The organism is Psychrilyobacter atlanticus DSM 19335 (genome assembly GCF_000426625.1).
GTDB classification, from domain to species: domain Bacteria; phylum Fusobacteriota; class Fusobacteriia; order Fusobacteriales; family Fusobacteriaceae; genus Psychrilyobacter; species Psychrilyobacter atlanticus.
The window spans coordinates 811825-826261 of the sequence record NZ_KE384547.1; the positions used below are offsets into that span (position 1 = coordinate 811825).

Here is a 14437-nt window from a genome sequence, read left to right on the forward strand (position 1 = left end):
TATGGCTGGAATAGGTTTTGAGTTAAGGAAATTATTTTATGATGATGATTCTTTTTCAGGGTATATAAAAGCACTAACATTTTCTACTTTTATATCGGTAGGGCCATTTATAGCAATGGTATTATCTATAAATATCTTGATTTTAGTATCAAATTTAATTTTTAATAATTCTTCGGAACAGTTATTATTTATAACAACGTTGGTATATATATTTATTTTTTCCCAGTTAATAAGTTTTCCATTTCAATTTTTTGTAACGAGGTATATATCTGATAGATTTTATGAAAAAGAATATAAGAAAGTGAGACCATCATTTATAGGGATCAGTAAAATAATAATAATATTGTCGCTGGTTTTAGGAGTGATATTTTTCGGGATGAAAGAGCTACCGTTATATTATAAATACCTGTCAATAGGGATACTAATAACTTTATCACTATTGTGGACCATTACAACTTATATAAGTATATTAAAAGATTATGTATATATATCAAAAATATATTTTTATTCAACCATTTTATCTGTGTTGGTATTCTTCATCACTACTAAATATCCAATTATGTTTTCTGAACATAGATTAGCGGGAAATATGCTGACTTCATTTTTTATAGGGGTCTTATTTTCACTACATATGTTGACAAACTATTTTTTCAGTATATTCAAAGAAGGAGAGGGAGGAGAGTACGAATTCTTAGGATATTTAAAAAACTATTCGAGTTTATTATTTACAGGTTTATTTTATATTTTAGGTACTTGGTCTCATATAATTATAAATTGGTTTTCACCGTGGGCTGTTAATATAGGGTATGGATTCAGAATAACTTTACACTATGAAAATGCTATATTTTATTCATTCTTACTGACAATCCCCAGTATTGTATTTTTCGTAGTATTTATAGAGACAAGGTTTTTTGATATATATCAAAAATATTATGCACTTACTTTAAAAAATGGAACTTTAGATGACATAGAAAAAGAGAGAAAAAAAATGCGTAGAAAGTTGTATAAAGAGGTATTTTATGCTCTACAAATACAAATTTTTATTACAATAACAGCACTTTTATTTTCTAGATATTTTATTATTTATTATGGAGTACCTGCAGAGTTGGTAGAGATATTTAAAATAGTTTCTTTAGGTGCAATAGCTAATATATATATAATAATATTAATTTCTATTTTCTTTTACTTCAATGCTTTAAAAAGTGCACTAAAAGTCACAGGTTTATTTTGTTTTTTAAATACATCTTTCACTCTAATTTTTATAAATTTTGGAGAGAAATATATAGGGTTTGGTTTTTTCTTGGGGTCTGTAATATCAGTATTATATGCTCTACAGCTTTTTGATAAAATTATAGATGGGTTGAATTATACAACTTTTTATTCTCAAAATTTTGCATTAAAACATAGAGGCCGATCACTATCAAAAATAATTGGTAAAATGAATCATGGAGTTAGTTTAAGATGGAAAGAAAGATACCTTAAAATAGGTTTATCAGTGTCGTTTTTTTTATTGATAATCTTTAGTTATCAGATTTTAAAATAAATTTTGGAAGTGAGACCTTATGAAATATAAAATAGCGATAGTTATAAGTGGAATAATATTTATGGCAGGTTGTAGTAGTTATGACAAGACAGGATTTAATGGGAATACTAAACGAAATTGGCATTCTATGGGATATATAGATAAGGAAGGCTATAATATAAGCGGATACAGTGATGAAGGATATGACCGGGAAGGATATGACAAGTACGGTTATGACGTAGAAAGTTATGATAAGGAAGGGTATAATAAAGGGAGATATAATCGAGAAGGATATGATAAAAGTGGGTATAGACAAGATGGATGGAATGATGAAGGATGGAGTGGAAAAGGGGTAAATAAAGAGACTGGAACTAAATATGATAAATACGGTTGGTCTAGGGAATATGAAAATAAAAAGACAAAAACACTGTATGATGAATATGGGTGGTCATATTTTGGAGTAAACAAAAAAACAAAGACAGAATATGATGAAAAAGGATATACGATAGATGGAATAAATAGAGAAACAGGGACAAAATATAATAAAAAAGGATGGTCTAGAGAAGAATTAAATAAAGTGACTAAAACGGCCTACGATGCAGATGGTTACAGTATTTATGGGTACACAGAAGCTGGATATAATAAAGCTGGATATAGTAAAGAAGGTTATGACAAAATAGGATATGATAAGTACGGTTATGACAAAGAAGGTTATGATCGGGAAGGATATAACAAGTATGGTTATGACCAAGGTGGCTCTAATAGAAAAGGTTATAATAGAAAAGGATATGATAAAAATGGTTATGACAGGAATCATTACGATAAATATGGATGGAATGATGAAAAAAACAACAGGTATACGAAAGGCTTATATGATAAAAAAGGCAGAACTTTTGATGAATTTTACAGTAAAATAAAGAGACCGGTGGTTTTTATTCCTAGTCCTGATATATATGTAGGAGGATATGATGAAAACGGCTATGATAGTAAGGGGTATGATCGACAAGGCTACAACAACCTTGGGTATAATCGTCGTGGATATGATAAATATGGATACAATGAAGAAGGATTAGACAAAGAAGGTTTTAATAGAAAGAAAGTATATATAGGTGAAAAATAAAATTATTGGATAGATAAAAAGGGTTGTGAATTCACAACCCTTTTTTAGTTTAGGAAATTATACCTGCAAAAGACAAGGTAACACTTTTTCTATTTAGCAGAAAAACATTTTGGGATATAATTAATAGAGAGTTTATCTGTGTATGGATTAGTAGACAGATAGACTTCTACACCGAAGACTTCTTTAAAGTTTTCTTTGGACAAAACTTCAGTAGGAGTGCCAATATCTGCAATATTTCCTTCCTTCAAAAGGATGAGTTTGTCACAATATGTAGCTGCAATATTCATATCATGGATTGCAGAAAACATAGTTATATCCAAAGATTTCATAATATCCATTATCTCTAATTGATATTTTATATCTAAGTGATTGGTAGGTTCATCCAGGATAAAGAAATCATTGTCCCCTGCAATGGCTCTGGCAATCATAACCCTCTGCTGTTCTCCTCCAGAAAGGCTGAGAAAACTTCTGTTTTCAAAGTGAGATAACCCGACTTTATCCAAAGCTTCTTTGGCTATCTTTAGATCTGTTTTGGATGTAGAGGAAAACATGGAAGAGTGGGCATATCTCCCCATGAGAACAATATCGATGATGGAAAAATCAAAGTCTCCTCCAGAATGTTGTGTAAGGGTAGATATTTTCTTAGCTAATTCCTTGGAAGAAAAATTATCTATAGGTGTGTTATCGATGAATATACTACCGCTAGTAGGAGTGAGTATATTATATATATTTTTTAATAGGGTAGATTTACCACATCCGTTGGGCCCTATAACCCCGACAAATTCTCCTTTTTTAATATTAAAATTTATATCATTTAAAATTTTTGCGCTATCTATCTCAAAACTTAAATTTTCAATTTTTAATTTCAATCTATCCTCCTTTTTTAATTTTTTTGTCACGAATTATACAAATTTTGGATTTTTTATCTGGATGCAACGTCACGTTGCTTATTTATTAAAATTATAGATACTTTTTTTCATGATCCATAGAAAGAATGGTGCTCCTAAAAACGATGTGACAATCCCTACTGGAAGTTCATTGGGAGCCATTACTACCCTGGAAAAGGTGTCGGCCAGAGTGAGAAAAAATCCACCTAGAAATATAGATACTGGTATAAGAACTCTATGTTTAGAACTTGTTAATTTTCTTGAAATATGAGGAATAATAAGACCGATAAATCCTATTACACCACTTATGGAAACTAAGATTCCTGTCAACAGAGTAGATGTAAGTATAATTATAATTCTTATCTTATTGGTATTGACACCTAAAATCTTAGAACTTTCCTCTCCTAAAAGTAAGATATCCAATTCACGATTAAAAAACATAGTTATTCCAAAGACAATCACGAGTAAAGTGGTCAAAAGATAGATAGACGACCATTTGGCTCCACTTAAACTACCAACAATCCAAAATAACGCTGTATACAGATCTCCATTTTGGGCAGAGAAAGTTATAAAAGTAGTGATAGATGAAAACATGGAGGAGATAGCAATTCCTGTAAGAACCAGTTTGGTAGAACTATAATTTCCGCCTATATTAGCGATTCTGAAAACCAAGACAGCAGCTGTAACAGCTCCTAAAAATGCCATAAATGGAGTACCTAAACCACCGATGTTAAAACCTATGATAAGGGATAAAACTGCACCTGTTGAAGCCCCACTGGAAACTCCTAAGATATATGGGTCAGCAAGGGAATTTTTGGTAAGGGCCTGCATGAGAACACCGACCAAGGATAACCCTCCGCCTACTAAGAATGCTAAAAATATACGAGGTAACCGCAGTTTTAATAAGATTGTTTCTAAATTTGGATTCCAAGTTGCATCAAACACGTTGTGGTTTGTAATGGAATTAGTGAGAATTTTTAGTGTAATCAAGGGGTTTATCTTTATTACTCCGCTGGATAAAGCGAAAATTATAGTTAAAATTCCTAAAGATAGAAAGATAAGAAAAGTTTTTAATTTCATGGGAGGGACTCCTTTTTTAATTTATAATATTACATTAATACTAAGATAGATTCATAAAAATGTCTAGAAATTCTTTTTAATAATCTCTTATTCCTAACTCTTCACCTTCTTTTAGTGAATTTTAACTACAATTTAACCAGTAATTAACAAATAGTACGGAATGTGTGGAAAATACTAGAAAACTATAATTAATTTTTTTTAATAAAGTTGTAATATCTTGACATTTTTTTTTATAATTTGTAAACTAAGGACGAAGAGAATTAAAATAGGGAAACTAGTGCGAATCTAGTACAGCCTTCACTACTGTAGAAGTGGACGAAACCATCATAACCACTGGGTATGATTACCTGGGAAGGGATGGGAGTAGGAGGAAACTAAGTCAGGATACCTAATCTGGAAAAGGGGAGAAAGAGATGATAAAAAGAGCAGGGGTTTTAGCCCTAATTTTGGCGTGTACAGTTTATGCCGAGGATTTAAATGAGGAGCAGTTTTTTGAGGATAGTGGAGTAATAAGATTAGAGGAAACAACGATATCCGGAGACGGGTTTGAGAATACGATAAGAGATACACCTAAAAATATCACCATAGTTACTGCACAGGATATTAAAGAAAGCGGAGCTAAAAATGTAGTAGAAGCTGTAAAATCAGTTCCCGGAGTAAAAGTAAGTGAGGGGACGGGGAAAACAGGAGTAATAGATATCAGAGGGCAGGGAGCCAACACTCAAATGAATACAGCTATTATTGTAGATGGGGTAAAGATGAATCCTATCGATATGTCGAGTTTTAACCTATACAGCATCCCTATTGAGACAGTAGAAAAGATAGAGATAATCCCAAGTGGAGCATCTGTAGTCTATGGAGATAATACTGTAGGAGGAGCTATAAATATCATCACTAAAAATGGTAAAGGAAAAGACAGCTTGACCCTTCAAGTAGAAGGTGGATCATATGAGAATTATAATGGTAATCTTGGATTTAATACCACAGTGGATAAATTTAAAATTTTTGGAAATGTTACAGGAAAAACGACAGATGGGTATAGGGAAAATGGATATTTAAGATCACAAGATGTCATGGTAGGAACAAAATATCAGATAAACGATGCCAATGCTTTAACTTTAAAATATGACTATCATAAGGATCATATGGGATTTCCTGGATCGTTATCAAAAGATCAAACAGATGATGACAGGACACAAGCTAGTTCACCAGATGATTGGGGGAAAAATGAATCTCATAGATTTAACCTGGGGTATAATTATAAGAAGGACAATTTAGAGATAATAAATAATACAACTTATTATACTAAAAATTACAATTCTTATATGACTTATGGTTCTACATCAACATATAGTAATAGTGATGCTAAAACAGAAAATATTTCAAATGATTTCAAGGTAAAATATAACACAGACAGAAATAAATTTATTGCTGGGTTTGATTTATTAAATGGTGATTTAGATAATAAAAGCAATGGGTTGGAGAGTGATTATTCAAATTGGCCAACTATTACAACAAAACCTTTTTCTAGAGAAGGAAAAGTCAAAAAAGAAAGTATAGGTGGATTTATATCAGATACTTACAGTCTTACAGATGACCTTGATTTTACAGGGGGAATCAGACAGCAGTATACAAAGTTTGATTATTCAAATTACGAAGATAAAAAATATAACACAACTGTATATGATCTAGCATTAAACTATAAATATTCAGAAACAGGTTCGACTTTTATCAGTTATGGAACTGATTTTAGAACCCCTACAACAGATGAGCTTGTGACATATGGGGTTTATAACCCAGATTTAAAACCTCAGACTGGAGAAAATTTTGAGATCGGAGTAAAGGATTATATTGCCGAGACCTTTGTAAGTGCATCTGTATTCCATAAGATAATAAAAGATGAGATATATTACAATTCTAGTAAAAAGATTAATAGTAACTATGATGAAGACAATAAAAAGATAGGGTTTGAGTTGTTAGCAGAAAGGAAATTCATGAAAAACTTAACTTTAACTACATCTTATTCATACTTACAGTCAGAGATTGATGGTGGAGAAAATAAGGGAAATAAAACTCCAGGAGTACCAGAAAATAAATTTTCTATAGGGGCTAAATATGATTTTACAGAAAAGTTAAAATCTAACCTATTGTTAAATTACGTAGGTAGTTCATATAGTTTTTATGATGAAAAAAATGAAAAAGATAAAGTAGAGGCATACACTACTTTAGATTTCAACCTATCATATAAGATAAATGATTCATTTGATATCTATGGGGGAATCAAAAACTTAACTGATGAAGAATACAATGAATATGTGGATTCATATGGTTATTACTATCCAGCACCGGAAAGACAATACTATGTAGGATTCAGATATACTATGTAAGAAAAAAAACCTCAGAAATTTATTTTCTGAGGTTTTATCTGTTGGAGGGAGAAAATGTTAAAAATAAATTATGTAATAGAAGCCAAGGGCGTTATAGATGAATTAAATTGCCATCTGGGAAAAGCAGCAGCTATAGCTAAAATCGATCTGCCAGAAGTAGTGGAAGAGATAATTGAAATTCAAAGAAATAATTTTATGGTGAGTTATTCTCTAAACAATGAAACTAAAATAAAAAGGGAAAAGGTTGATTTTTTAGAAACAAAAGAAGAGGAATATAGAAAAATAGTAGGAGGATTCACCGGATTTATCCTTCAGGGAGGAAGTCTGTTAGGAGCGGAAATTCATATTGCCAGAGCAGTAAACAGGAGATTATTTAGACAAGTGACTTATTGCAGTGCTACAGGAATAGATATAGATAGTGTGATTTTTGATTATTTAAATAAATTATCGAGTTATCTATTTACCCTTTCAAAATATATAAATCATAGATTAGGTGTAGAAGAGATAAAAGTTTATGAGGATTAAAAATAAAAAAGTTTGACAAAATAAAAATAAAATTATATAGTGATTGTAATAAAATTTAAAGAGGAGATAGAGATGATTAGATTTACTTGGTGGTGGAAAAGTGATAATTCAACAAATAAAATAGCTTTGACACGTGGACCAGGTTTAGGTAATAAATCGATCTATTAATTTTTATATATAAAATTTAATTTTTTAAAATTAACGGCCTGTTCACTATGAGCAGGTTTTTTTGTTATATTTTTCTAAGGGAAAGCCTATTCATAATGAGTGGGCTTTTTTTTTATAAATTTATAGATGAATTAGATGAAAAGTAAAAAAGGAGGGGTAAGGTGGAGAAGAAAAAGCAGATGAAAGTTTATACAAAAATAATAGCGGGAGACACAGAAACACCGGTGACTATTTTTAAAAAGTACGTAGGAGACAGGGTGGGGTTGCTCCTAGAAAGCAGGGACAATGAAAAAGGTAGATATTCATTTATAGCTAAAAATCCATTTAGAAGATTGAAAAGTTTTGGGGATGAATATGAGTTAGATGGTGAAAAGATAAAAAAAGATGGAAAAAAGTTTATGGAAATTGTAGAGGGACATATAAAAGAATATTCCTTAGAGGATGATGAAAGTGTGTATATCGGAGGAGCCTATGGAACTATAGGATATGATACAGTCAGGGAATATGAAGAATTATTGGATGAAAACCTGGATAATATTGGGACTCCAGATTCAGATTTGATGTTTTTCAAAGAAGGGATTGTATTTGATCATTTTCATCAAAATCTTATATTCACGGTGATAGAGACACCGGATAGAGAGGGAGGATTAAGAACAGACATTAAATTTCTGGAGATAGAAAAAATATTAGAAAATAACCTAGATATGAAATTAGAATCTAAAAAAAAGATGGAAGCTGAAGGAGAGTTAAAAGGAAATACCACAAAGGAAGAGTTTATGGAAAATGTAGAAAAAGCACAAAAATATATCTATGAAGGGGATATATTTCAGGTGGTTTTGTCACAGAGGTGGGAGATGGAGACAAAGGAAAAACCATTTGATCTATATAGAAAATTGAGGATTACAAACCCATCGCCATATTTATTTTATATAAATTTTGGTGATTATCAGATAGCCGGGAGTTCCCCTGAGATGTTAGTAGAAGTGAAAGAAAATAAAATATATACCTGTCCCATAGCAGGAACAAGGAGAAGAGGAGAAAATTTAGAAGAGGATAGAATTTTGGCGACCGATCTAATAAATGATGAAAAAGAGGTGGCAGAACATGTAATGTTGGTGGATCTAGCTCGAAATGATGTGGGAAAAGTTTCTAAGATAGACAGTGTAGAAGTAACTCAATTTATGAAGGTGCAAAATTATTCCCATGTGATGCATCTGGTTTCATTAGTTGAAGGGAAGAAAAAAGAAGAAGAAACAAACTTTTCTGTACTATCCTCCATCCTGCCGGCGGGAACATTATCAGGAGCTCCAAAGGTAAGAGCTATGGAAATAATAGAGGAATTAGAAAAAAGTAGAAGGGGAATATATGGAGGAGCAGTGGGATATTTTTCCTATGGGGGAAATATGGATACCTGTATAGCTATTAGGACTATGGTTATAAAAGATGAAAAGATATATTTACAGGCAGGAGCAGGTATTACAGGAGACTCTGTTCCAGAAAATGAATATGAGGAATGTAAGAACAAAATAAGAGCTTTGGTAACGGCAATTAATCGATAATAGGAGGAATTAATGATAATTTTAATAGATAATTACGATTCATTTACATATAATCTATATCAGTATTTAGGAAGGTTTGAAAAAGATATAAGAGTTTTCAGAAATAATGAGATAAGTGTAAAGGAGATAGAGAAGCTCAATCCAGATAAGATAGTTATATCTCCAGGACCTAAAACTCCTAAGGAAGCAGGAATATGTATAGAACTTATAAAAAAGTTGTATAAAAAATACCCTATCATGGGCATATGTTTAGGGCATCAAGCTATAGGAGAGGCATTTGGTGGAACAGTATCTTATGCCAAGGAGATATTTCATGGGAAATCATCTAAAATAGTTCATTCAGAAGATGGGATATTCAACGAAATAACCCAAAACACACAGGTAGCAAGGTATCACTCATTGGCTATTCTAGAAGAAACATTAAATGAAGAGCTGAAGATAATAGCGAGAACTAATGACGGTGAGATAATGGCTGTGAGACATAAAAAATATGAAGTTATAGGATTACAATTTCATCCTGAATCTATCTATACACCTGAAGGAATGAAAATGATTGAAAATTTTGTTGTAGGAGGACATATATGATTAAGATTATGGAAAAATTAATCAGAGGTGAAAATCTTACAGAATCCCAGATGAACTATGCAATGACAGAAATAATGGAAGGGAGAGTAAGTGAAATTCATATAACCAGCTTTTTAACGGCTCTGAGGGTAAAGGGGGAAACTTCGGAGGAGATAAGTGGTGGAGCTAAGGTTATGAGGGAAAAAGCGGTACCGATAGATTTTGGAGATCGATATACTGTGGATACCTGTGGAACAGGAGGAGATGGTGTAAATACATATAATATTTCTACAGCATCAGCTTTTGTATTAGCTGCTGGAGGAGTGTCAGTGGTAAAACATGGTAACAGATCGGTATCCAGCCAATGTGGAAGTGCAGATGTACTGGAAACTTTGGGAATAAATATAGATATAAGTTCAAAAAAGGTAAAAGAGTGTGTAGAAAAGATAGATATTGGATTTTTATATGCTCCTGTCTTTCATAGCTCTATGAAATATGCAGGTTCAGTCAGAAAAGAGCTGGGATTTAGAACCATATTCAATATGCTGGGACCCCTTACAAATCCTGCTAGAGCCAATGGGCAGGTATTGGGAGTATTCCATGAAAATTTGACCGAACTTATGGCAGAAGCTATGAAAAAAATAGGAACTGAACATGTATTGGTTGTTCATGGGGTGGATGGAATGGACGAAATAACAGTAACCGATAAAACTAAAGTAAGTGAATTAAAAGATGGAAAAATCAACACCTATTATATAAAACCAGAGGATTTTGAAATAAAAAGAAGATCTAAAGAAGAATTAAAAGGGGGAACTCCGAAAGAGAATGGAGAGATAATAAGGGGAATATTTAAGGGCAGTATTACAGGAGCAAAAAAAGATATATTGATCCTAAACAGTGGAGCAGCTCTCTATGTCGGAAAAAAAGTATCTTCTATTAAAGAGGGAGTACAGATGGCCAGGGAGATAATTGAAAGCGGGAAAGCCCTTAGTAAATTAGATGAATTGATAGAAGTGACTAATAAATAAAAAGAAGGTGAGATATGATCTTAGACAACATAGTAGAAAAAAAGAAGATGAGGTTGAAAGAATTAAATTTGGATATAAAGTTATTGAAAGAAAAGGCTGAAAACACAAGATCCAGATCTAGTTTTATAAATGCACTAAAAAAAGAAGGGTTATCTATAATTGGGGAAGTAAAAAGAGCATCTCCATCTAAGGGTCTGATAAAAGAAAATTTTGACCCGCTGGAATTAGCTGTAGAATATGAAGAATGTGTAGATGCAGTATCTGTACTGACAGAGGAAAGTTTCTTCCTGGGAAGTCCAGAATATTTAAAAAAAATAACATTAGAAGTAGAAATACCTGCTCTGAGGAAAGATTTTATAGTAGACGAGGTTCAAATATATGAAGCGAAAATATTAGGAGCTTCAGCAATACTTTTAATAACAGTGATTTTAGATGAAAAGATATTGAAAAAATTTATAAAAACAGCTGAAAGTTTGGGGATGGATGCTCTGGTAGAGGTACATACAAAGGAGGAAGTTGAGACAGCCTTGAGGGCAGGTGCTGAGATAATAGGGATAAATAATAGGAATTTAAAAACATTTGAAGTGGACCTAAATACAACGATAGAGTTAGCAAAATTAATTCCAAAAGATAGGGTTATAGTGTCTGAGAGCGGGATAAAAGATGAGTTGGATATAAAAAGATTAATTGCAGCCGAGATAGACGGAGTGTTGATTGGAGAAGTCTTTATGAGGTGTGATGATATAGGCGGATTAGTAGGAAAATTTAAGGATACAGCAAGGGGAAAAATATGACAAAAATAAAAATATGTGGATTACAAAGAGTGGAAGATATAGAGATGGTGAATAAAAATTTACCTGATTATGTAGGGTTTGTTTTTGCTAATAGTAAGAGAAAAGTTACTAAAGAGAAGGTTAAAGAATTAATAGATAGACTGGATAGAAGGATAAAAACTGTAGGAGTATTTGTAGATGAAAAAAGTGAAGATGTAGAAAAGGTGGCAAAATATTGTGGCTTGGATATACTTCAATTTCACGGAGAGGAAACAACAGAATATTGTGATTGTTTTAGAGATCGATATGAGATCTGGAAAGCATTTTCAGTAAGGGATAGAGGTATAGAAAAAAGACTTATAGAATACAAAAAATATACAGATATTTGTCTTTTAGATGCCTATAATAAAAATGTTAGAGGTGGAAGTGGGAAGGTTTTTAATTGGGATTTGATTGAAGGAGTCAGTAAAAAATACAAGATAGCTCTGGCTGGTGGGATAACTCCTAAAAATATATTAGAAGCTGTAGAAAAGGTAGAGCCTTATATTATAGATTTGAGTTCAGGTGTAGAAATAGATGGATTTAAAGATGAAGGGAAAATAAAAGAAATTATAAAAAAAATAAGAAGGGGTGGAGAAGATGGATAGAAAGTTTGGGGAATTTGGAGGTCAGTATGTAGCTGAAACACTGATGAATCCATTGAAAAATTTAGAGATAGCCTATAAAGAGGCAAAAAATGACCCGGAATTTATGAAAGAATACAGATATTATCTAAAGGAATATGTAGGGCGTGAAACACCATTATTTTATGCTGAAAAGATGAGTGAAAAACTAGGCGGGGCAAAAATATATTTAAAAAGAGAAGATTTGAACCACACTGGGGCTCATAAGATAAACAATGTATTGGGGCAGATCTTGCTGGCAAAAAGGATGGGGAAAAAGAAAGTTATCGCTGAAACGGGAGCAGGGCAGCATGGGGTAGCAACAGCTACAGGAGCAGCACTGTTTGGGATGGAATGTGAAGTTTTCATGGGTGTAGAAGATATGGAAAGACAGAAGATAAATGTTTTTAAGATGGAATTATTGGGAGCTAAGGTGACAGGTGTATCATCTGGAACAGGAACCTTGAAAGATGCAACCAATGAAGCTATAAGAAAATGGGTTCAGAGGGTAGAGGATACATTTTATGTGATTGGATCGGTAGTCGGACCTCATCCATATCCAACTATGGTAAGAGATTTTCAAAAGGTAATAGGAGAGGAAACCAAATCACAGATAATAAAAGCTGAAGGTAGGTTACCAGATGCAATAATTGCCTGTGTAGGTGGTGGGTCCAATGCCATGGGTATGTTTTACGATTTTATAAAAGATGAAAAGGTAGCACTCTATGGGGTGGAAGCAGCCGGGTATGGGATAGGAACAGGGCAGCATGCAGCAGCATTTTGCGGGAGCGTAGGAGTGATACATGGGATGAAAACTTATATGCTATGTGATGAGGATGGAAATATAACACCAGCACACTCTATATCAGCTGGATTGGACTATCCAGGAGTAGGGCCGGAACATGCCCATCTACACGATATAAAAAGGGTGAAATATGAATCGGTGACAGATGATGAAGCACTGGAAGGCTTTAAACTGCTAACCAGGCAGGAGGGAATAATGCCGGCTCTTGAAAGCTCCCATGCCATAGCTTATGCAGCGAAATTAGCTCCTAAGATGGAAAAAGACCAGATATTAGTAATAAATATATCGGGACGTGGGGATAAAGACATCCATACAGTAGCTGAATATTTAGGAGGGGAATAAAACTATGAACAGGATAGAGAAAAAGTTTAAAGAGTTAGGAGGAAATAAAGCATTGATTACATATATAACAGCTGGAGATCCCGGCTTAGATCAGACAGAAGAGCTTATCTATGCTATGGAAAGGGGAGGAGCTGACATAGTAGAACTTGGAATACCATATTCGGATCCTATAGCTGATGGGCCTGTTATCCAGGCAGCCGGGAAAAGAGCTCTAGAGAATGGAACCAGGTTATTCAAAGTACTTGAAGTTGTTAAAAATGTCAGGGAAAAAACAGAGATTCCCTTGGTATTTTTAATCTATTTCAATACTATCTTGAGCCACGGTATAGAAAACTTTATAAAAAAATGCCAGGAAGCTGGGGTAGATGGGCTTATAATACCTGACCTTCCCTTGGAGGAAAGGGGCGAAATTAGAGAACTAATAGAAGGGAGCGGGGTAGATTTAATACCATTAGTTGCTCCTAATTCCAAGGAGAGATTGGGAGAAATAATTAATCAGGGAGGGGGTGGATTTGTCTACTGTATATCATCTTTTGGTGTAACTGGAGTCAGGGAGAGTTTTGATGTAGATTTAAAAAGTTTCCTGGAAGAAGTGAGGATAGAGACAGATTTACCTTTAGCAGTTGGTTTTGGCATATCTAGTAGGGAACATGTAGAAAAGATACATAGGATAGCAGATGGAGCTATAGTCGGATCAGCTATTGTGAAATTAGCTCATGAAACTAATGGTGATTCAAAAGTAATAGAGGGAAAAGTCAGGGAATTAAAAGGCGCTAGAAATGACAGAAGGGTATAGATCTAGATTTATAATAAAAATAAATAAAAAATGTTTGACAAAGAGATGCAATAGGAGTACTATTATATCAAATAAATTTTAGGGAGGTAAATCAGATGGTAATGAAAGGCTTTAGATATTGGTATGAATTGAAAAGCAATCAAATTTCATAACCAACAGGTTTATTAAACTTAAGACAATTTGTCAAAATAAATTTTTTAATTGTAGACCTATATTTTA

The 14437-nt window shown here is 33.0% G+C and carries 13 protein-coding genes and 1 riboswitch; of the genes, 11 read left to right on the top strand and 2 right to left on the bottom strand.

Annotated features, from left to right (window positions below; translation table 11 throughout):
• The first annotated feature begins 1 nt into the window (after nt 1).
• Nucleotides 2-1543 (top strand): exopolysaccharide Pel transporter PelG, encoded by a 1542-nt coding sequence (pelG, locus tag K337_RS0104350; RefSeq protein WP_028855518.1) that lies wholly within the window; start codon nt 2-4, stop codon nt 1541-1543.
• Nucleotides 1544-1562: 19 nt separating this feature from the next.
• A complete protein-coding gene (locus K337_RS20150) occupies nt 1563-2642 on the top strand; it encodes a hypothetical protein (protein ID WP_051251605.1) in 1080 nt (359 codons plus the stop codon).
• 89 nt (nt 2643-2731) lie between these two features.
• On the opposite strand, the gene K337_RS0104360 is transcribed toward K337_RS20150, so the two are convergent.
• Together K337_RS0104360 and K337_RS0104365 are read right to left on the bottom strand one after the other, a co-directional pair.
• Entirely contained in the window at nt 2732-3511 is a 780-nt protein-coding gene (locus K337_RS0104360; protein WP_028855519.1) for an ABC transporter ATP-binding protein, read from the bottom strand.
• Nucleotides 3512-3589: 78 nt separating this feature from the next.
• The gene (locus tag K337_RS0104365) at nt 3590-4609 is read right to left on the bottom strand and encodes a FecCD family ABC transporter permease (protein ID WP_051251606.1); all 1020 of its coding nucleotides are present in this window, start codon (nt 4607-4609) and stop codon (nt 3590-3592) included.
• Nucleotides 4610-4825: 216 nt separating this feature from the next.
• Nucleotides 4826-5019: riboswitch (cobalamin riboswitch) on the top strand.
• Between the two features lie 3 nt (nt 5020-5022).
• Between K337_RS0104365 and K337_RS0104370 the strand changes: the two genes are divergently transcribed.
• The 9 genes from K337_RS0104370 (at nt 5023) to trpA (ending at nt 14218) form a co-directional block, all read left to right on the top strand.
• Entirely contained in the window at nt 5023-6996 is a 1974-nt protein-coding gene (locus K337_RS0104370; RefSeq protein ID WP_028855521.1) for a TonB-dependent receptor, read from the top strand.
• Between the two features lie 54 nt (nt 6997-7050).
• Nucleotides 7051-7521: an ATP:cob(I)alamin adenosyltransferase gene (locus K337_RS0104375; protein WP_028855522.1), complete on the top strand. Its 471-nt coding sequence runs from the start codon at nt 7051-7053 to the stop codon at nt 7519-7521.
• Between the two features lie 329 nt (nt 7522-7850).
• The gene (trpE, locus tag K337_RS0104385; protein WP_028855523.1) at nt 7851-9248 is read left to right on the top strand and encodes an anthranilate synthase component I; all 1398 of its coding nucleotides are present in this window, start codon (nt 7851-7853) and stop codon (nt 9246-9248) included.
• A gap of 12 nt (nt 9249-9260) precedes the next feature.
• Nucleotides 9261-9833, top strand: a complete 573-nt coding sequence (locus tag K337_RS0104390; RefSeq protein ID WP_028855524.1) for an anthranilate synthase component II — start codon at nt 9261-9263, stop codon at nt 9831-9833.
• Complete coding sequence (trpD, locus tag K337_RS0104395; RefSeq protein ID WP_028855525.1) at nt 9830-10840, top strand: anthranilate phosphoribosyltransferase; 1011 nt, start codon at nt 9830-9832, stop codon at nt 10838-10840. Before K337_RS0104390 ends, trpD begins: the two co-directional genes overlap by 4 nt.
• A 14-nt stretch (nt 10841-10854) precedes the next feature.
• Nucleotides 10855-11634, top strand: a complete 780-nt coding sequence (gene trpC / locus K337_RS0104400) for an indole-3-glycerol phosphate synthase TrpC (protein ID WP_028855526.1) — start codon at nt 10855-10857, stop codon at nt 11632-11634.
• Nucleotides 11631-12260, top strand: a complete 630-nt coding sequence (locus tag K337_RS0104405) for a phosphoribosylanthranilate isomerase (RefSeq protein WP_028855527.1) — start codon at nt 11631-11633, stop codon at nt 12258-12260. The genes trpC and K337_RS0104405 overlap by 4 nt, the downstream gene beginning before the upstream one ends.
• Nucleotides 12253-13422, top strand: coding sequence for a tryptophan synthase subunit beta (trpB, locus tag K337_RS0104410; protein WP_028855528.1), 1170 nt, complete (start codon nt 12253-12255; stop codon nt 13420-13422). The genes K337_RS0104405 and trpB overlap by 8 nt, the downstream gene beginning before the upstream one ends.
• A gap of 4 nt (nt 13423-13426) precedes the next feature.
• Complete coding sequence (gene trpA / locus K337_RS0104415; RefSeq protein WP_028855529.1) at nt 13427-14218, top strand: tryptophan synthase subunit alpha; 792 nt, start codon at nt 13427-13429, stop codon at nt 14216-14218.
• Nucleotides 14219-14437: the final 219 nt, after the last annotated feature.